The sequence below is a fragment of the Ramlibacter tataouinensis genome (assembly GCF_001580455.1).
Classification (GTDB): Bacteria; Pseudomonadota; Gammaproteobacteria; order Burkholderiales; family Burkholderiaceae_C; genus Ramlibacter; species Ramlibacter tataouinensis_B.
Genome location: NZ_CP010951.1, coordinates 3,094,109 through 3,112,691 on the forward strand (window position 1 = coordinate 3,094,109; position 18,583 = coordinate 3,112,691).

The 18,583-nt window shown below is 68.6% G+C and carries 17 protein-coding genes; 16 read left to right on the forward strand and 1 reads right to left on the reverse strand.

Annotated elements, in window-relative coordinates:
- From UC35_RS14575 to UC35_RS14645, 15 genes are all read left to right on the forward strand, one after another.
- Entirely contained in the window at positions 1-747 is a 747-nt protein-coding gene (locus UC35_RS14575) for an SDR family oxidoreductase (protein ID WP_061500909.1), read from the forward strand.
- Positions 744-1,490: an SDR family NAD(P)-dependent oxidoreductase gene (locus UC35_RS14580; RefSeq protein WP_061500911.1), complete on the forward strand. Its 747-nt coding sequence runs from the start codon at positions 744-746 to the stop codon at positions 1,488-1,490. Before UC35_RS14575 ends, UC35_RS14580 begins: the two co-directional genes overlap by 4 nt.
- A gap of 21 nt (positions 1,491-1,511) precedes the next feature.
- Positions 1,512-2,360, forward strand: coding sequence for a fumarylacetoacetate hydrolase family protein (locus UC35_RS14585; RefSeq protein WP_061500913.1), 849 nt, complete (start codon positions 1,512-1,514; stop codon positions 2,358-2,360).
- Positions 2,361-2,570: 210 nt separating this feature from the next.
- Positions 2,571-3,269, forward strand: a complete 699-nt coding sequence (locus UC35_RS14590; protein WP_061503847.1) for a TetR/AcrR family transcriptional regulator — start codon at positions 2,571-2,573, stop codon at positions 3,267-3,269.
- Between the two features lie 6 nt (positions 3,270-3,275).
- A complete protein-coding gene (locus UC35_RS14595; RefSeq protein WP_061500915.1) occupies positions 3,276-5,072 on the forward strand; it encodes an acyl-CoA dehydrogenase C-terminal domain-containing protein in 1,797 nt (598 codons plus the stop codon).
- Positions 5,069-5,500: a DUF2147 domain-containing protein gene (locus UC35_RS14600; RefSeq protein ID WP_061500917.1), complete on the forward strand. Its 432-nt coding sequence runs from the start codon at positions 5,069-5,071 to the stop codon at positions 5,498-5,500. Before UC35_RS14595 ends, UC35_RS14600 begins: the two co-directional genes overlap by 4 nt.
- Positions 5,501-5,521: 21 nt before the next feature.
- Entirely contained in the window at positions 5,522-8,002 is a 2,481-nt protein-coding gene (locus UC35_RS14605; protein WP_061500919.1) for a 3-hydroxyacyl-CoA dehydrogenase/enoyl-CoA hydratase family protein, read from the forward strand.
- Between the two features lie 52 nt (positions 8,003-8,054).
- Positions 8,055-8,456 carry an endonuclease domain-containing protein gene (locus tag UC35_RS14610; RefSeq protein ID WP_145979464.1) on the forward strand — a complete coding sequence of 134 codons (402 nt, stop codon included), beginning with the start codon at positions 8,055-8,057 and terminating at the stop codon, positions 8,454-8,456.
- Between the two features lie 10 nt (positions 8,457-8,466).
- The gene (locus tag UC35_RS14615) at positions 8,467-9,672 is read left to right on the forward strand and encodes an acetyl-CoA C-acyltransferase (RefSeq protein WP_061503848.1); all 1,206 of its coding nucleotides are present in this window, start codon (positions 8,467-8,469) and stop codon (positions 9,670-9,672) included.
- A 36-nt stretch (positions 9,673-9,708) separates the two neighbouring features.
- Positions 9,709-10,578 carry an alpha/beta fold hydrolase gene (locus tag UC35_RS14620; protein ID WP_061503849.1) on the forward strand — a complete coding sequence of 290 codons (870 nt, stop codon included), beginning with the start codon at positions 9,709-9,711 and terminating at the stop codon, positions 10,576-10,578.
- A 53-nt stretch (positions 10,579-10,631) separates the two neighbouring features.
- Complete coding sequence (locus UC35_RS14625; protein ID WP_145979626.1) at positions 10,632-11,447, forward strand: acyl-CoA thioesterase; 816 nt, start codon at positions 10,632-10,634, stop codon at positions 11,445-11,447.
- Between the two features lie 5 nt (positions 11,448-11,452).
- A complete protein-coding gene (locus UC35_RS14630) occupies positions 11,453-12,049 on the forward strand; it encodes a 2-hydroxychromene-2-carboxylate isomerase (protein WP_061500923.1) in 597 nt (198 codons plus the stop codon).
- Positions 12,046-12,813: an enoyl-CoA hydratase gene (locus UC35_RS14635; protein WP_061500925.1), complete on the forward strand. Its 768-nt coding sequence runs from the start codon at positions 12,046-12,048 to the stop codon at positions 12,811-12,813. Before UC35_RS14630 ends, UC35_RS14635 begins: the two co-directional genes overlap by 4 nt.
- A gap of 106 nt (positions 12,814-12,919) precedes the next feature.
- Entirely contained in the window at positions 12,920-14,836 is a 1,917-nt protein-coding gene (locus UC35_RS14640) for a patatin-like phospholipase family protein (RefSeq protein WP_082793221.1), read from the forward strand.
- A 66-nt stretch (positions 14,837-14,902) separates the two neighbouring features.
- Positions 14,903-15,730 carry an SDR family oxidoreductase gene (locus UC35_RS14645; protein ID WP_061500929.1) on the forward strand — a complete coding sequence of 276 codons (828 nt, stop codon included), beginning with the start codon at positions 14,903-14,905 and terminating at the stop codon, positions 15,728-15,730.
- Between the two features lie 48 nt (positions 15,731-15,778).
- Here the strand turns inward: UC35_RS14645 and UC35_RS14650 are convergent, their stop codons facing one another.
- Positions 15,779-17,218, reverse strand: coding sequence for an NAD-dependent succinate-semialdehyde dehydrogenase (locus tag UC35_RS14650; protein ID WP_061500931.1), 1,440 nt, complete (start codon positions 17,216-17,218; stop codon positions 15,779-15,781).
- 181 nt (positions 17,219-17,399) lie between these two features.
- Between UC35_RS14650 and ydiK the strand changes: the two genes are divergently transcribed.
- Positions 17,400-18,515 carry an AI-2E family transporter YdiK gene (gene ydiK / locus UC35_RS14655; RefSeq protein WP_227820333.1) on the forward strand — a complete coding sequence of 372 codons (1,116 nt, stop codon included), beginning with the start codon at positions 17,400-17,402 and terminating at the stop codon, positions 18,513-18,515.
- Positions 18,516-18,583: the final 68 nt, after the last annotated feature.

The following is an 18,583-nucleotide window of genomic DNA, read 5'->3' on the forward strand; positions in this document are numbered from 1 at the left end:
ATGAGATTGGAAGGGAAGACCGCCCTCGTCACCGCCGCCGGACAGGGCATGGGGCATGCGGCGGCGCTGGCCTTCGCGGCCGAGGGCGCGCAGGTGTGGGCCACCGACGTCGACCCGAAGCTGCTGGAGCGCTTCGAGGGCGTCGCGGGCATCCGCGCCGTTCCGCTCGACGTGCTGGACAAGGCGGCGATCCAGCGGGTGGTGGCGTCCATGCCGGCCATCGACGTGCTGTTCAATTGCGCCGGCTTCGTGCACAACGGCACGGTGCTGCAGGCGACCGACGAGGAATGGAACTTCGCGCTCGACCTGAACGTGCGCTCGCAGTTCTGGGCCGTGCAGGCCGCGCTGCCGCGCATGCTGGCCAACGACGGCGGCAAGGGCGCGGGCAGCATCATCAACATGGCCAGCGTGTGCAGCAGCATCAAGGGCCTGCCCAACCGCTTCATCTACGGCGTGAGCAAGGCCGCGGTGCTGGGCCTGACCAAGAGCGTGGCGGCCGACTACGTCACGCAGGGCATCCGCTGCAATGCCATCTGCCCGGGCACGGTGGACACGCCCTCGCTGCAGGACCGCATCAATGCCAACCCTGACCCGGTGGCCGCGCGCCAGGCCTTCATCGCGCGCCAGCCGATGGGCCGCCTGGCGCAGGCCGAGGAGATCGTCCCGCTGATCGTCTACCTGGCCAGCGACGAATCGCGCTTCGCCACCGGACAGTCCTTCGCCGTCGATGGGGGGATCACGATATGAACCAGCTTGACTTCCAGGGCCGCCACGCGGTGGTCACCGGCGGCGCCGCCGGGCTCGGCCTGGCCATCGCCGCCCGGCTGGTCCGCTCGGGCGGCAGCGTCACCTTGTGGGACCGCGACGGGGCGGCCGCGCAGCAGGCCGCCACACACCTGGGCGGCAACACCAGCTGGGTCGGGGTCGACGTTGCGGACCCCGCCGACGTGGAGCGCGCGGTGCAGTCGACGCTGCAGGCGGCCGGGCGCATCGACGCGCTGGTCAACAGCGCAGGCATCACCGGCCCCAACACCCGGCTGTGGGAGTACCCGGTGGCCGACTGGCGGCAGGTCATGGACGTCAACCTGAACGGCCTGTTCCTGTGCTGCCGTCAGGTGGTGCCGGTCATGCGCGCGGCCAACTACGGCCGCATCGTCAACATCGCCTCGGTGGCCGGCAAGGACGGCAACCCGAACGCGAGCGCCTACAGCGCCAGCAAGGCAGCGGTGATCGCCCTGACCAAATCGCTCGGCAAGGAGCTGGCCGACACCGGCATCCGCGTCAACTGCGTGACGCCGGCGGCGGTGAAGACGGCCATCTTCGACCAGATGACGCCCGAGCACATCCAGTTCATGCTCTCGAAGATCCCCATGGGACGCTTCGGCACGCCCGAGGAGGTCGCGTCCCTGGTGGGCTGGCTGTGCACCGAGGAATGTTCCTTCTCGACCGGCGCGGTGTTCGACCTGTCCGGCGGGCGCTCGACCTACTGATATCACTAGAAAGGCAATGACATGAAACTCGTCCGCTACGGCAACCCCGGCAAGGAAAAGCCGGGCCTGATCGACGCCGACGGGCGCCTGCGCGACTTGAGCGCGGTGGTGCCCGACATCGGACCGGCGCAACTGGGCGCCACGGCGCTGGCCAAGCTGCGCAAGCTCAATCCCGCCAAGCTGCCGGCGGTGCGCGGCAAGCCGCGCTTCGGCTGCCCGGTGACCGGCATCGGCAAGTTCGTCGCGATCGGCTTGAACTACGCCGACCATGCCGCCGAATCGGGCGTACCCATCCCCAAGGAGCCGGTGGTGTTCATGAAGTCCACCAGCTGCATCCAGGGGCCGGATGATCCGGTGATGCTGCCAAAGGGTTCGGTCAAGACCGACTGGGAGGTCGAACTGGGCGTGGTGATCGGCACCCGCGCGCGCTATGTGACCAAGAAGGACGCGCTGTCGCATGTGGCCGGCTTTTGCGTGATCAACGACGTGAGCGAGCGCGAGTTCCAGCTCGAGCGCGGTCCGCAGTGGGACAAGGGCAAGGGCTGCGATACCTTCGGCCCCATCGGCCCCTGGCTGGTGACGAGCGACGAGATCACCAACGTGCAGCGGCTGGACATGTGGCTGGACGTCAACGGCAAGCGCATGCAGACCGGCAACACCCGCACCATGATCTTCGACTGCGCCAAGCTGGTGAGCTACGTGAGCGAATTCATGACGCTGATGCCCGGCGACGTGATCACCACCGGCACGCCGCCCGGCGTCGGCCTGGGCATGAAGCCGCCCACCTACCTGAAGAAGGGCGACGTGGTGACGCTGGGCATTGAGGGGCTGGGCGAGCAGCGGCAACTGGTGGTGCCGTTCAAGCGCTGAAGCGCAGCGGTCCGACGGCCCGATGCCGTGGGCGCCTTGGCGCTGACGGCGCGGCCGCACTTGGCTCCGACGCGACTTTTTCCATGGCCGGCCTCAGGGTTTGCCCCAAAGGACCTTAGAAAAGCGCCTCTAGAGTCCGGGCTTTCCCGTTGACCGGCCACCGATTCATGCAGAATAGAACGACCGTTCGTTTTATTTTGCGTGATCGCCATGTCCGTCACTGAACTGCCTTCCCGGCCTCCCCGCTCTACGCGCGAAGGCAAGGCCTTGCAAAAGGGCCAGCAGACCAAGGCCGCCATCGTCGACGCCGCGCTCGGGCTGGCGACGCAGATCGGCCTGGAAGGGCTGTCCATCGGCGCGCTGGCCGAGGTCACCCGCATGAGCAAGTCGGGCGTGTTCGCCCACTTCGGCTCGCGCGAGGAACTGCAGATTTCGGTCATCCGCGAATACCACTCGCGCTTCGAGGACGAGGTGTTCTATCCGGCGATGCGCGAAGAGCGCGGGCTGCCGCGCCTGCGCGCGCTGTTCAGCCTCTGGATGAAGCGCACCTCGATCGAGATCGATTCCGGCTGCATCTACATCAGCGGCGCAGTGGAGTTCGACGACCGCACGGGGCCGGTGCGCGACGCGCTGGCCAGTTCCGTGCTGACCTGGCACAACGCCATGAAGCGCTCCATCGTCGGAGCCAAGGCCGAAGGCCACCTGCACCCGGACGCGGACGAGGAACAAATGCTGTTCGAGATCCACGGCCTCATCCTCGCGCTGCACTACGAGGCGCGATTCCTCAAGAGCCCGGGCGCGCTCGCCCGCGCGAACACCGGTTTCGAAAACATCCTGCGGCTCTACGGCGCACCCCTCGCGCCCGCCGCATCCAACGCCCGCCGTTCCGGCAAAGCTTCCAAGGAGTAGTCCCCCATGCCGACATACACCCCGCCGCTGCGCGACATGCAGTTCGTGATGCACGAAGTGCTCAAGGTCACGGACGAGTACAAGTCCATCCCGCGCTACGCGGACATCGATGCCGAGACGATCAATGCCGTGCTGGAACAAGGCGGCAAGTTCGCGGCCGAGGTCATCTTCCCGCTCAACATCACGGGCGACGAGGAAGGTTGCCGGCTGGATCCCAAGACCCACGAAGTCACGACCCCCAAGGGCTTCAAGGAGGCCTACCACCAGTGTGTGCAGGCCGGCTGGCCGGCCTTGTCCTGCGACCCGGACTACGGCGGCCAGGGCCTGCCCCTGGTGGTGAGTCAGGCCTTCAACGAAATGATGAACAGCGCCAACCAGGCCTGGACCATGTACCCGGGCCTGACCGCCGGCGCGTACGCGGCGCTGCGCGTGCACGGCACGCCCGAGCAGAAGCGGATGTACGTGCCCAAGCTGGCCAGCGGCGAGTGGACCGGCACCATGTGCCTGACCGAATCGCACTGCGGCACCGACCTGGGCCTGCTGCGCACGAAGGCCGAGCCGCAGGGCGACGGCAGCTACAAGCTGACCGGCAGCAAGATCTTCATCTCGGCGGGCGAGCACGACCTCACCGCCAACATCGTGCACCTGGTGCTGGCGCGCCTGCCGGACGCGCCCAAGGGCAGCAAGGGCATCAGCCTGTTCGCGGTGCCCAAGTTCAGGGTGAACCAGGACGGCTCGCTGGGCGCCCGCAATCCCATCTTCTGCACCGGCCTGGAACACAAGATGGGCATCCACGGCAATGCCACCGCGCAGCTCACGCTGGACGGCGCGGTCGGCACGCTGGTGGGCGAGCCCAACAAGGGGCTGATGGCGATGTTCGTCATGATGAACGCCGCCCGCGTCGGCGTCGGCATGCAGTCGCTGGGCCTGACCGAAGTGGCCTACCAGAACGCGTTGGCCTATGCCAAGGACCGCGTGCAGATGCGCTCGCTCTCGGGCACCAAGGCCAAGGACAAGCCGGCCGACCCGATCATCGTGCACCCGGACGTGCGCCGCATGCTGCTCACCGCCAAGGCCTACGCCGAAGGCGGCCGGGCGCTGGCGCAGTTCTGCGCGCTGCTGATCGACCGCGAACTGAACCACCCCGACGAGAAGGTGCGCAAGGATGCCGCCGAGCTGGTGGCGCTGCTCACGCCCATCGTCAAGGCCTTCATCACCGACAACGGCTGGATTTCGACCTCGGCCTGCATGCAGGTGTTCGGCGGCCACGGCTACATCAAGGAATGGGGCATGGAGCAGTTCGTGCGCGATGCCCGCATCAACATGATCTACGAGGGAACCAACGGCATCCAGTCGCTGGACCTGCTGGGCCGCAAGATCCTGGGCGACAACGGCGCGGCGCTCAAGAGGTTCGGCAAGATGGTCGCCCAGCTGGTCGAGGAAGAGGGCGTGAACGAGAAGATGGCCGAGTTCATCAATCCGATCGCCTACCTCGGCGAGCAGATGACCAAGTTCACCACCGAGATCGGCTTCAAGGGTTTCCAGAACCCGGACGAGGTCGGCGCCGCGTCGGTCGACTACCTGCGCGTCGCCGGCCACCTGGTGTTCGGCTACTTCTGGGCCCGCATGGCGCAAGTCGCGCTGCGCGAGATCGCGGCCGGCAACACAGACCCCTTCTACCAGGGCAAGCTGCAGACGGCGCGCTTCTATTTCGCCAAGCTGTTCCCCGAGACCGCGACGCTGATGCGCACCGCGCGCGCCGGCAGCAAGGTGTTGATGGACACCGACCTGGCGCTGGCATGAAGCGGCTGTTGATCGCCGGCCTGGGGCTCGCGGCGGCCGCCGCCTTCGCGCAGACCACGCCGGTGGGCCTGTGGCGAAACGTCGACGACAAGACCGGCGAAGCCAAGGCCGAGATCCGCATCACGGAGACGGCCGGCGGCCTGAGCGGGCGCATCGAGAAGATCCTGCGCAAGGACGCCAAGCCCGACGAGCGCTGCAATGAGTGCGCCGACGAGCGCAAGGGCCAGCCCATGGTGGGGCTGGAGATCATCCGCGGCGCGCGCAAGGCCGACGGCAAGGACGTGTGGGAAGACGGCAAGATCCTCGACCCCGAGAACGGCCGCGAGTACCGGCTGCGCCTGACGCCCGTCGACGCCGGCAAGAAGCTGGAGGTGCGCGGCTCCTTCGGCCCCTTCGGCCGCACGCAGACCTGGGTGCGCGCTCAATAGTGAACAAGTTTTGATATCGCGATGAACCGATTCCACGTGAAGAAAGTCGCCGTGCTCGGCGCGGGGGTGATGGGCGCGCAGATCGCCGCACACCTGGTCAATGTGAAGGTGCCGGTCGTGCTGTTCGATCTGCCGGATCAGCTCGCCCCCACGCTCCCCGCTGCGCGTGGGTCGCTGCCCCCCGAGGGGGCCGGTTCCGCCTTGGGGCGGCCCGGCGGCGGAACAGGCCCGAAGACCGGCATCGTCGCCAAGGCCGTCGAGGGCCTGAAGAAGATGAAGCCCTCGCCGCTCGGGGTGGCCGAGGACGCCGAGCTGATCCAGCAGGCGAACTACGAGGAACACCTGGCGCTGCTGGGCGATTGCGACCTGGTGATCGAGGCGATCGCCGAGCGCATGGACTGGAAGCTGGACCTGTACAAGAAAATCGCGCCGCACGTCGCGCCGCATGCCATCGTGGCGTCCAACACCTCGGGCCTGTCGATCAGCGCGCTGTCGCAGGCGCTGCCCGACGCGATCAAGCCGCGCTTCTGCGGCATCCACTTCTTCAATCCGCCCCGGTACATGTATCTGGTGGAGCTGATCGCCACGCCCACCACGGAGCCGCAGATCCTGGACGACCTGGAGACCTTCGTCACCAGCGGCCTGGGCAAGGGCGTGGTGCGGGCCAAGGACACGCCCAACTTCGTCGCCAACCGGGTCGGCATCGCCGGCATGCTGGCGACCATGAAGGAGGTCGACAACTTCGGCCTCACCTTCGACGTGGTCGACGACCTCACCGGCAAGAAGATGGGCCGCGCCAGCTCGGGCACCTTCCGCACCGCCGACGTGGTGGGCCTGGACACCATGGCCCACGTGATCAAGACGCTGCAGGACACCCTGAGCGCCGACACGGATCCCTTCTACGCCAGTTTCGGCACGCCGGCGGTACTCAAGACGCTGCTCGAGAAGGGTCACCTGGGCCAGAAGACCAAAGCGGGCTTCTACAAGAAGGCCGGCCGCGACGTGCTGCGCTTCGAGCTGGAATCGGGCGAGTACGTGCCCGCTGGGCAGAAGGCCGACGAGGTCTACGCCCGCATGCTGAAGAAGCCGGCGGCCGAGCGCCTGAAGCTGCTGCGCCACGCCGAAGGCCCGCAAGGCCGCTTCCTGTGGGCGATCCTGCGCAACAGCTTCCACTACGCCGCGGTGCACCTGGCGACGATCGCCGAGACCGCGCGCGACGTCGACCTGGCGATGCGCTGGGGCTTCGGCATGAAGCAGGGCCCGTTCGAACTGTGGCAGGAGGTGGGCTGGCTGCAGGTCGCGCGCTGGATCCAGGAAGACATCGATGCCGGCAAGGCGCTGTCGAAGGCGCCGCTGCCGAAGTGGGTGTTCGAGGGCCCGGTGGCCGAGGCCGGCGGCGTGCACACGGCGCAGGGATCCTGGAATCCGGCCGCGAATCGCTTCGAGCCGCGCCGCGTGCTGCCGGTGCATGCGCGCCAGCTGTTCCCCGAACTGCTGCTGGGCGAAGCCGGCCCGCGCTTCCAGGAGGCGGGCAGCACGCTGCACGAGGACAAGAACATCCGGCTGTGGACACTGGACCAGGAGGTGCTGATCGCCAGCCTGAAGACCAAGATGCACACCATCAGCCCCGAGGTCTGCGAAGGCCTGCAGCAGGCGGTGGAGATGGCCGAGAAGGACTTCCGCGGCCTGGTGATCTGGTCGGGCGACGAGCCCTTCAGCGCCGGCGCCGACCTGGAGTCCACCTTGCCGGCCTTTATCGCCGTCGGCGTGGCCGCGATCGAGGATGCCGAAGGCTTCATGCAGCAGACCATGCTGCGCCTGCGCTACGCCGGCGTGCCGGTGGTGTCGGCCATCCGCGGGCTGGCGCTGGGCGGCGGCTGCGAGCTGGGCCTGTATTCGGCCAGGCGCGTGGCCGCGATGGAAAGCTACATCGGCCTGGTCGAAGTCGGCGTGGGCCTGGTGCCGGGCGCCGGCGGCCTGACCTACATCGCGCGCCGCGCGGCCGAGAACGCCGCGAGCAGCACCGACAAGGACCTGCTGAAGTTCCTGAGCGAAGGCTTCACCGCGGCCGCCATGGCCAAGGTCGGCACCAGCGCGATCGAATCGCGCAAGCTCGGTTACCTGCTGGAAAGCGACATCGTCGTCCCGAACAAGGACGAACTGCTGTACGTGGCCGTGCAGCAGGCCAAGTCCATGCACGACGCCGGCTGGCGCGCGCCGCACCGTCGCCGCTTCCCGGTGGCTGGCCGCGCTGCCCGCGCCACCATCCAGGGCCAGCTGGTGAACATGCGTGACGGCGGCTTCATCAGCCACCACGACTTCCACATCGCCTCGCTGATCGCCAGGGTGGTGACCGGCGGCGACGTCGACGCCGGCACGCTGGTGACCGAGGAGTACCTGATGACGCTGGAGCGCCAGGCCTTCTGCGAACTGGTGCAGCACCCCAAGACGCAGGAGCGGATTTTGGGGATGCTGAACACGGGGAAGCCGGTGAGGAACTAGGCGGCTGTTCCTCCTTCCCCCTCCGGGGGAAGGCAGGGATGGGGGCGCTTCGATGCGAAACCAGGCTCTTTCCACCACGCATGCCAACGCCCGGGCGTTGCGCGGATCCATGACGGACTCCGAGCGCAAGCTTTGGTCCCGCCTGCGGGGAGAACAGCTTGGAGTCAAGTTCAGGCGCCAGCATCCCCTGGGCCACTACATCGCAGACTTCGCTTGTCTTTCGCCAAAGATGATCGTGGAGCTGGACGGTTCCCAGCACGCAGACGCCCTCGCTTACGACGCACGACGCGATGCGTTCTTCCGCGAGCAGGGCTTCGCGATTCTGCGGTTTGCTACCGACGCGCCTTTGACGAACATCGAAGGTGTGCTGACAGCCATCGTTGAACAACTTGGTCTGGCGGGCAAGCGCCCCCATCCCACCCTTCCCCCGGAGGGGGAAGGAGCAAATACCTAGGAGCATCCAAGTGAAACAAATCCAGGACGCCTACATCATCGCCGCCACCCGCTCCCCCATCGGGCGCTCGCACAAGGGGTCTTTCCGCAACACGCGGCCCGACGACTTGCTGGCCGCCGTGCTCAAGTCGGCGCTGGCGCAGGCGCCCGGCCTCGATCCGGCAGTGATCGAAGACATCATCTGCGGCTGTGCCATTCCCGAGGCGCAGCAGGGCCTGAACGTCGCGCGCGTCGGCGCCGTGCTGGCCGGACTGCCCAAGAGCGTGGGCGGCATCACCGTCAACCGCTTCTGCGCCTCCGGGCTGTCGGCGGTGCAGATCGCGGCCGACCGCATTCGCGTCGGCGAGGCCGAGGTGATGATCGCCGCCGGCGCCGAGAGCATGAGCATGGTGCCGATGATGGGCAACTCGCCCTCGCTGTCGCCGGCCATCTTCTCGAACCCCGAGGACATCGAGAGCTATGGCATCGCCTACGGCATGGGCCTCACGGCGGAGAAGGTCGCGCAGCAGTGGAAAGTCTCGCGCGAGGCGCAGGACGAGTTCGCCTATCGCTCGCACATGAAGGCGGTCGCTGCCATGACCGCCGGCGAGTTCGCCGCCGAGATCACGTCGATCGAAGTCGAAGAGCGCTCGCTCGACCTGGAGTCGGCCGAGGTTGGCATCAGCCGGCGCACGGTCCAGCTCGACGAGGGCGCGCGGCCCGACACCACGCCCGAGGGCCTGGCCAAGCTCAAGACCGTGTTCGCGGCGCGCGGCACGGTGACCGCGGGCAACAGCTCGCAGACCTCCGACGGCGCCGGCGCCCTGATCCTGGCCAGCGAGTCGGCCATCAAGCGCTTCGGGCTGACGCCGCTGGCCCGCTTCGTCAGCTTCGCCAGCCGCGGCGTGCCGCCGCACATCATGGGCATCGGCCCGGTCGAGGCGATCCCGGCGGCCCTGAAGGCGGCGGGGCTCAAGCAGCAGGACCTGGACTGGATCGAACTCAACGAGGCGTTCGCGGCGCAATCGCTCGCCGTGATCGATACGCTGGGCCTGGACGGCGCCAAGGTCAACCCCATGGGCGGCGCGATTGCGCTGGGTCATCCGCTGGGCGCGACGGGTGCTATCCGCTCGGCGACAGTGGTGCACGCGCTTCGCCGCAAGAATCTGAAATACGGCATGGTCACGATGTGCGTCGGCATGGGGCAGGGCGCAGCGGGAATCTTCGAAAGAGTCTGAACTCAAGGGGCCAGTCGCATGGACAAGGAGTCACGCATGAAGGCCCAGGTGATCGAATCGCGGGACGGCGCGAAGATCGCGCTGCGCGTCTTCGAACCGGACAGCCCGGACCGCGGCAGCGTGGTGATCGGCGGCGCGATGGGGGTGCGCCAGGATTACTACGCGCCCTTTGCGCAGTGGCTGGCCACGCAGGGATGGCGGGTCGTCACCTTCGACTACCGCGGCAGCGGCGATTCCGGCCCCAGCGGCAAGGCGCTGCGCGGCTACCAGGCCGACCTGTTCGACTGGACGCGCGACTACGAGGCGGTGATCGACCTCGCCCACGCCGCGCTGCCGGAGCGGCCCCTGTTCCTGCTGGGCCACAGCCTGGGCGCGCAACTGCCCGGCTTCCTGAGTAACCAGCACAAGGTCAGCGGCATGCTCAGCGTCGCGGCCGGCAGCGGCTACTGGCGCGAGAACGCGCCGCAGCTCAAGCGCTTCGTTCCCTACTTCTGGTTCGTGCTGGTGCCGCTGGCCACGCGGCTGTTCGGCTACTTCCCCGGCCGCAAGCTGCGCAAGGTCGGCGACCTGCCCACCGGCGTCGTCATGCAATGGCGCAAATGGTGCCTCTCGCCGCGCTACAGCGTCAGCGCCGAGGGCGAGTCCGCGCGCCAGAGCTATTCGCGCGCCACCTTCCCGGTGCACGCGCTGTCGATCACCGACGACGAGCTGATGACGCTGCGCGGCACGCACATCCTGATCGACCTGTACGAGAACGCGCCGCGCTCGGTGCAGCGGCTGGCACCCGCCGACATCGGCGCGCGCCGCCTGGGCCACTTCGGTCCCTTCCGCAGCGAACACGAGGCGCAGCTGTGGCCGCGCATGGCCGAGTGGCTGAGCGGCCTGCCCAACTTGCGAACGGCATGAGCCGCACGGCCGCTCCGAAGGCGAATAGCACCGCAGCCCGCAGGGCGGAGGTTATTCCAATGAACACGCATCCCTTCGACAACGCGATCGCACTGGCCGCGACCGGCCAGGACGGCTGGGAAGGCCGCACCAGCCCGGACTACGCGAACTTCATCGGCCCCTACGGCGGCATCATGGCCGCGCAGGCGCTCAACGCCGTGATGCTGCATCCGCAGCGCCTGGGCGAGCCGGTGGCCTTCACCGTCAACTTCGCGGCGGCCATGGCCGACGGTCCGTTCGAGGCGCGGGCGCGGCCGGCGCGCACCAACCGGTCGACCCAGCACTGGATCGTGGAACTGCTGCAGGACGGGCAGGCGGTGGTGACCGCCACCGCGCTCACCGCGATCCGGCGCGAGACCTGGAGCGGCGACGAGGCGGTGATGCCCGCCGCGCGGGCGCCCCAGGAGCTGGCGCCGCCCACGCAGCCGGCGCGGGTGGCCTGGTTGGGGCGATACGACATGCGCTTCATCGGCGGGTCCGTTCCCTACCCCTGGGACGGACAGGACCGCGGCCACAGCCGCACGGCGCTGTGGGTGCGCGACAATCCGTCGCGTGCGCTCGACTTCCCGTCGCTCACCTCCATGGCCGACATCTTCTTTCCGCGCGTGTGGCTGCGCCGCGGCAAGCCCAGCGTGGTCGGCACCGTGACGATGACGGTCTACTTCCACGCCGACGGCGCGCAGCTGCAGGCTGCGGGCGCCGGCTACCTGCTCGCGCAGGCTCAGGGGCAGGGCTTTCGCAACGGCTACTTCGACCATGCGGGCCACCTGTGGAGCGAGGCCGGCGTGCTGCTGGCGACCACGCACCAGCTCGTGTACTTCAAGGAGTGATCCGGATGGGCAAGACGGTGGAATTCTTCTTCGATGTCGGCAGCCCGGCGTCCTACCTGGCGTGGCGCCCGATCGCGCAGATCGCGCAGGCGGCCGGCGCCAGGCTGCAATACCGGCCCATGCTGCTGGGCGGCGTGTTCCAGGCCACGGGCAACCAGTCGCCCATGAACATTCCGGCCAAGAGCCGCTACATGGAGGCCGACCTGGAGCGCTTCGCGCGGCAGCGCGGCATCCCGTTCAGGCTCAATCCGCATTTCCCGATCAACACGCTCATGCTGATGCGCTGCGCGACCGCCTTGCAGATGCGCGATGAGCCGCAACTGGTGGCCTATGTGGACGCGGTCAACCGGGCGATCTGGGTCGAGGGCCAGAACATGAACGACCCGGCGGTGGTCGCCGGCGTGCTGCACGCGGCGGGCTTCGATCCGCAGGCGCTGCTGGCGCTGACCGCCGAACCGCAGGTCAAGGAGCGGCTGAAAGCCGTCACCCAGGAGGCGGTCGAGCGCGGCGTGTTCGGCGCACCGTCCTTCTTCGTCGACGGCCAGTTGTATTGGGGCCAGGACCGGCTCGATTTCGTCGAACAAGCACTGAGGCAAGCATGAGTAAAGATATCCTCGTTCACAGCGAGCAGGGCGTGATGATCCTCACGTTCAACCGGCTCGAGCGCAAGAACTCGATCACCGCGGACATGTACGGCGCGCTGGCCGACGCCCTGGAGGCCGCCAGTGGCGATGCCGCCGTGCGCGTCGTCCTGATCCAGGGGCACGAAACCGTGTTCAGCGCCGGCAACGACATCGGCGACTTCCTGAACCAGCCGCCGGCGCAGGACGGCTCGCCCGTGTTTCGGTTCCTGCGCGGCATCGCCTCCTTCCCGAAGCCGCTGCTGGCGGCGGTGTGCGGGCCGGCGGTCGGCGTCGGCACCACCTTGCTGTTGCATTGCGACCTCGTGTACGCCGGCGACAACGCGGCCTTCTCCATGCCCTTCGTCAATCTGGGCCTGTGCCCCGAAGCGGCTTCCAGCGTGCTGGTGCCGCAGATGCTCGGCTACCACCGCGCCGCCGAGGCGCTGCTTCTGGGCGAGCCCTTCATGGCCGAGGCGGCCCTCGAGGTGGGCCTGGTCAATCGCGTGCTGCCGCCGACCGAGGCCAATGCCTATGCGCTGGCGGTGGCGCAGAAGCTGGCGGCCAAGCCAGCCAGCGCGCTGGCCGAAACCAAGCGCCTGATGAAAGCCGGCCAGCAGCAGCTGGTGGCGCAGCAGATGGCCGAGGAAGGCAAGAGCTTCACCCGCATGCTGCGCGAGCCCGCGGCGCGCGAGGCCTTCGGCGCCTTCATGGCCAAGCGCAAGCCGGACTTCACGAACCTGTGACCCCCTGAGGTTTCCCCGGCGTTGCCAACGCCGGGCCAGTTCACCCACAATCGCGCGGCGGGTGGTACTGTCCCGTACTAAGAACGAACAACAAGAGGTGACGGGCATGGCGCCTGCAAAGAAGGAATTGCTGCAGGGGCACACCCAGCTGCTGGTGGACGGGCTCAAGCGCATCTTCGGGGAGTTCGACCAGGAGATGCTCGAGCGAGTCCTGCCCCGGTTCGAATGGCTGGAGCTTGGCGGCGGAGAGGTGCTGTTCCGGCAGGGCGAGCGCGACGACAGCTTGTACTTCGTGGTGAGCGGCCGCCTGCGCGCGGTGCGCGAGGATGCCGAGCACACGCGCACCGTGCTGGGCGAGATCGCCCGCGGCGAGACCGTTGGTGAGCTGGCCTTCTTCACCGGTGAGCCGCGCATGGCGACCATCGCCGCGGTGCGCGACTCGCTGCTCGCCCGGGTGGGCAGCGAGGTGTTCCGCGAACTGCTGATGGCCTACCCGCAGGTCGCGCTGAACCTCACCCGCCTGGTCATCGGGCGGATGAAGCACAACGACGCGGCCAGGGGCGGCGGCAAGCCCATGACCATCGGGCTGGTGCCGCTGGCGCCCGCGCTTGATGCCCTCGAAGCCGCCCAGCGGATGGCGCAGACCCTGTCCGCGCTGGGGCCCACCCTCGTCGTGACGGCCGCCCGCGTCGGCGAATGGCTGGGCGATCCGGGCGCCGCGCAGGCGCCGCGCCAGGACCTGGCGGCTTCTGCACGTCTCGCGCACAAGCTGGAGCAGGTGGAGGGCGACCACCAGTTCGTGCTGCTGGTCGCGGACCCGGGTCCCAGCGAATGGACCCGCCGCTGCCTGCGCCACAGCGACCACATCCTGCTGTTCGCCGACACCCGCGAGGACCCGGCGTTGGCGCCCGTCGAGGCCGCCTGCCTGCAGGGGGCGCAGCGGGAACACAACGCCGCATGTTCGCTGGTGCTGGTGCATCCACCGGAGACGGCGGTGCCGCGCGGCACCGCGCGCTGGCTGGCGCCGCGCGAGCTCGCCGGCCATTTCCACGTGCGCGCGGACCGCGCCGCCGACTGGGCGCGGCTGTCGCGCGTGGTCAGCGGCAACGGCGTCGGCCTGGTGCTGTCGGGCGGCGGCGCGCGCGGCTTCGCGCACCTGGGCGTGATGAAGGCGCTGCAGGAAGCCGGCATCGGCTACGACCTGCTGGGCGGCACCAGCATCGGCTCGGTGATGGCCGCGTTCGGCGCCATGGACATCCCGATCGAGGAGGCCATCGACCGGGCGCGCAGCGCGTTCCGCGAGAACCCCACCGGCGACTACAACCTGCTGCCCATGCTGTCGCTGATCGGCGGCAAGCGCCTGCGGCGCGTGATCGACCAGGGCGTGCATTCGATCATGGGCGAAGGCTGCGGCATCGAGGACCTGTGGAAGGGCTACTTCTGCGTCAGCAGCAACTACTCCGCCATGCGCGAGACGGTGCTGACCCGCGGCCCGCTCGCCAAGAGCATCCGGGCTTCGGTTTCGATCCCGGGCGCGCTTCCGCCCGTCATGCTCGACGGCGAGTTGCACATCGACGGCGGCACGTTCAACAACTTCCCCACGGACGTGATGGCGCAGAGGGGCGCCGGCCGCATCATCGGCGTCAACCTGCTGCGCGAGGGCACCCGGAAGTACCAGGGCATCGAGGAACTGCCGGGAAGCTGGCAGCTGATGCTCGACAAGATGCGCGGCAAGCGCAACCGCCTCCCGGGGCTGGTGCCGCTGCTGCTCAACGCCAGCATCATGTACAGCTACGCGCGCCAGGCCGAGGCCAAGCGCTACGTCGACCTGTACTTCGCGCCCGGCGTCCATGGCTACGGTATGCTGGACTGGTCGAAGTTCGACCGCATCGTCCAGGCCGGCTACGAGTACGCCCGCGAGCAGCTGCAGGGCCACTCCTGGCATGCTGCGGCGCGCGACAGCACATCTCAACCGGCGCCTTCGGAGCTGCTGTCCGTCGCGCCCCTGGCAACAGCGGGGTAGGGCCATGAACCGAACGGCCGCTCCGAAGATTCATAGCACCGCAGCCCGCAGGGCGGAGGTAATCCAATGACACTCAAGGGTCGTACGCTTTTCATCACCGGCGCATCGCGCGGCATCGGCCTGGCGATCGCCAAACGGGCGGCAGCCGACGGCGCCAACATCGTGATCGCGGCCAAGACGACCGATCCGAACCCCAGACTGCCGGGCACCATCTTCTCGGCCGCCGAGGAGATCCGGGCCGCGGGCGGGCAGGCGCTGCCGCTGGCGGTGGACATCCGCGAGGAGGACGCCGTGCTGGCCGCGGTGGCCAAGGCCGAAGCCGCGTTCGGCGGCATCGACATCCTGGTCAACAACGCCAGTGCCATCAGCCTGACGGACACCGAGCACACGCCGATGAAGCGTTACGACCTGATGAACGGGATCAACGCGCGCGGCACCTACCTGTGCACGCAGGCCTGCCTGCCGCAGCTGAAGAAATCGGCGGCCGCCGGGCGCAACCCGCATGTGCTGAACATGTCGCCGCCGCTGTCGATGAAGCAGCACTGGTTCGCGCCGCACACGGCCTACACCATGGCCAAGTACGGCATGAGCATGTGCACGCTGGGACATTCGGGCGAGCTGCGCCAGCACGGCATCGCGGTGAACAGCCTGTGGCCGCGCACCGCGATCGCCACCGCGGCCCTGCAGATGATCCCGGGCGTGGATGTGAATCTGTGCCGCACGCCCGAGATCCTGGCCGATGCGGCCTACTTCATCCTCACCAGCCCCAGCAGCAACACGGGCAACTTCTTCATCGACGATGAGCTGCTGGCCGCGCACGGCGTGACCGACCTCGGCCGCTATGCGGTCAAGCCGGGCAACCAGAACTTCATCCCGGACTTCTTCGTCGACTAGGGCTCGTGACCGAGCCGGGCCGCCCGTGCCTTGGCCCGGCTCGCGCGCTCAGACGTTCATCACGGTGACGGCGCGCGTATTGAGGTACGCCTCCATCGCCTCCGGCCCGCCTTCGGAACCGTAGCCCGAATCCTTGATGCCGCCGAAGGGCATTTCGGCCGTGGGCAGGGCCGGCATGTTCATCCACAGCATGCCCACTTCGACGCGCCGCGCCAGCAGGTCGGCGTTCTTCAGCGATTTGGTGAAGGCGTAGCCCGCCAGGCCGAAGGCCAGCCGGTTGGCCTCGGCGATGGCCTCGGCCAGGGTGTTGAAGCCGCGGATGGCCGCCATCGGGCCGAAGGGCTCGTCGTTGAACACCTTGGCCTCCAGCGGCACGTCGGCCAGGATGGTCGGCTGCCAGAAGTTGCCGGCGTCCCCGATGCGCTCGCCGCCGTGCATCACGGTGGCGCCGCGCTCCACCGCGTCGCGTGTGAACTCGGCCATCGCGGTCAGGCGCCGCGGGTTGGCCAGCGGCCCCATCTGCGTGCCTTCGGCCAGGCCGTCGCCGATCTTCAGTCCGGCCGCGTGCTTGGCCAGCGCCGCGGCGAAGTCCCGCTTCACGCTCTCGTGCACCAGGAAGCGGGTGGGCGAGATGCAGACCTGGCCGGCGTTGCGGAACTTCGCCGCGCCCGCGGCCTTCACCGCCAGCGCGATGTCGGCGTCCTCGCACACGATCACCGGCGCGTGGCCGCCCAGCTCCATGGTGACGCGCTTCATGTGCTGGCCGGCCATCGCCGCGAGCTGCTTGCCGACCGGCGTCGAGCCGGTGAAGGTGACCTTGCGGATGACCGGGTGCGGGATCAGGTAGCTGGAGATCTCGGCCGGGTTGCCGTACACCAGGCCGAGCACGCCGGCCGGCAGGCCGGCGTCGGCGAAGGCACGGATGAGCGCGGCCGGCGCGGCCGGGGTTTCCTCCGGCGCCTTGACGATCATCGAGCAGCCCGAGGCCAGCGCTGCCGCCAGCTTGCGCACCACCTGGTTGATGGGGAAGTTCCACGGCGTGAACGCGGCCACCGGGCCGACCGGGTCCTTCAGCACCATTTGGCGCGCCGCCAGGTTGCCGCGCGAGGGCACGATGCGCCCGTACACGCGCAGTCCCTCGTCGGCGAACCATTCGATGATGTCGGCAGCGGCGTTCGCTTCGCCCTTGGCTTCCGCCAGCGGCTTGCCCTGTTCCTGCGTCAGCACGGCGGCGATGTCGCCGGCGCGCTCGCGCATGAGCGCGGCGGCCCGGCGCATCACCTTGTTGCGCTCGATCGCCGGCAGGTCGCGCCAGGTTTCGAAGCCCTTCTGCGCTGCCGCCAGCGCGCGGTCCAGGTCGGCGGCGCCGGCATGCGCCACGCGGCCGATCTCCCGGCCGGAGGCGGGATTGAAGACCGCCAGCGTGCGCCCGTCCGCCGCGTCCTGCCACTGGCCATCGATGAAGAGCTGGGTGTTCGGATATGTCATCTTCGAGTCCTCGGAATGCTGGGAAGGCAAAAGCGGCATTCTCGCGGAAACGCCTGCCCGGCGACGTTCGAGGGTCAAGTGCGGGCCACCCTTGCTCGGCCAGCATTTCCGGGCCAAGCCCTGGCCCGATAGCCGCCGCGCCGCCGACGCTCTACACTCGCGCCAACCCGAAGGAGCCCGATTGACGCCAGTCACCAACCTGCCTCGCGTGCTGATGTCCATCCTGGCCATCGGGGGACTGCTGCTGGGGACCCTCTGGGTGGTCCAGCCCTTCATCGGCCCGGGCATCTGGGCGGTGACCATCGTCGCCGCCACTTGGCCGCTGTTCAAGAAACTGCAGGCGATCCTCGGTGGCAGCCGCTTCCTGGCGGTCACGGCGATGACACTGATGCTGCTGGCCATCATCGTGGTGCCGCTGTTCCTGGCGGTGGACACGCTGCTCGATCAGTCCGACCGGCTGGTGTCGCTGGTGCGCGAGATGCCCGAGCTGCGCATCCCGCCGCCGCCCGCGTGGGTCCAGTCCATCCCGCTCGCCGGCGCGCGCATTGCCCAGGCCTGGTTGGAGCTGGCCGAAACCGCGCCGGACGTGCTGGCCGGCCGGCTCGAGCCCTATGCCGCCAAGGCGGTGGTCTGGCTCGGCTCGCAGGCCGGCAGCGTGGGCCTGCTGCTGTTCTATTTCGTGGCGATGCTGATCATCGCCGTCATCCTCTACGCCACCGGCGAAGTCGCGGCCCGCGGCGTGATGCTGTTCTTCCGGCGGCTGGCCGGGGTGCGCGGCGAGGAATCGGTGGTGCTCGCCGGCCAGGCGATCCGGGCCGTCGCGCTGGGGGTGATCGTCACGGCCCTGGTCCAGTCGACGGTGGCGGCGCTCGGCATGCTGGTGGTCGGTATTCCGCAGGTCGGCCTGCTCACGGCGCTGATCTTCATCCTGTGCATCGCGCAGCTGGGGCCCTTCCTCGTCATGGTCCCGGGCGTGGTCTGGCTGTACTGGTCCGGCTCGCCGGGACGTGGCACGGTGTTCCTGGTCTGGACCGTGGTGGTGCTGGCCATGGACAACGTGCTGCGCCCCTGGCTGATACAGCGCGGCGCCAACCTGCCGCTGCTGCTCATCTTCGCGGGCGTGATCGGCGGCCTGCTTTCCTTCGGTGTCATCGGCCTGTTCATCGGCCCGGTCATCCTGGCCGTGAGCTACACCCTGCTGAAAGCCTGGGTGCTCGAGGTCGATCACCCGGCGGCGGTGCCGCCGCGCCCGGCCGCACCGGCGGAGTCGGACGCTCCGGATCAGCGCAGCAACTGATTGTCCGAAACCGCCGGGTTTGCTATGGTCCCCGGCATGCAGATCCACGCTCGGGGCGAGAACACGCC

Excerpts from the sequence above, each read along its gene's own strand:
- UC35_RS14575 (WP_061500909.1), top strand. The coding sequence starts at position 1 with ATGAGATTGGAAGGGAAGACCGCCCTCGTCACCGCCGCCGGACAGGGC.
- UC35_RS14580 (WP_061500911.1), top strand. The coding sequence starts at position 744 with ATGAACCAGCTTGACTTCCAGGGCCGCCACGCGGTGGTCACCGGCGGC.
- UC35_RS14585 (WP_061500913.1), top strand. The coding sequence starts at position 1,512 with ATGAAACTCGTCCGCTACGGCAACCCCGGCAAGGAAAAGCCGGGCCTG.
- UC35_RS14590 (WP_061503847.1), top strand. The coding sequence starts at position 2,571 with ATGTCCGTCACTGAACTGCCTTCCCGGCCTCCCCGCTCTACGCGCGAA.
- UC35_RS14595 (WP_061500915.1), top strand. The coding sequence starts at position 3,276 with ATGCCGACATACACCCCGCCGCTGCGCGACATGCAGTTCGTGATGCAC.
- UC35_RS14600 (WP_061500917.1), top strand. The coding sequence starts at position 5,069 with ATGAAGCGGCTGTTGATCGCCGGCCTGGGGCTCGCGGCGGCCGCCGCC.
- UC35_RS14605 (WP_061500919.1), top strand. The coding sequence starts at position 5,522 with ATGAACCGATTCCACGTGAAGAAAGTCGCCGTGCTCGGCGCGGGGGTG.
- UC35_RS14610 (WP_145979464.1), top strand. The coding sequence starts at position 8,055 with ATGCGAAACCAGGCTCTTTCCACCACGCATGCCAACGCCCGGGCGTTG.
- UC35_RS14620 (WP_061503849.1), top strand. The coding sequence starts at position 9,709 with ATGAAGGCCCAGGTGATCGAATCGCGGGACGGCGCGAAGATCGCGCTG.
- UC35_RS14630 (WP_061500923.1), top strand. The coding sequence starts at position 11,453 with ATGGGCAAGACGGTGGAATTCTTCTTCGATGTCGGCAGCCCGGCGTCC.
- UC35_RS14635 (WP_061500925.1), top strand. The coding sequence starts at position 12,046 with ATGAGTAAAGATATCCTCGTTCACAGCGAGCAGGGCGTGATGATCCTC.
- UC35_RS14640 (WP_082793221.1), top strand. The coding sequence starts at position 12,920 with ATGGCGCCTGCAAAGAAGGAATTGCTGCAGGGGCACACCCAGCTGCTG.
- UC35_RS14645 (WP_061500929.1), top strand. The coding sequence starts at position 14,903 with ATGACACTCAAGGGTCGTACGCTTTTCATCACCGGCGCATCGCGCGGC.
- UC35_RS14650 (WP_061500931.1), bottom strand. The coding sequence starts at position 17,218 with ATGACATATCCGAACACCCAGCTCTTCATCGATGGCCAGTGGCAGGAC.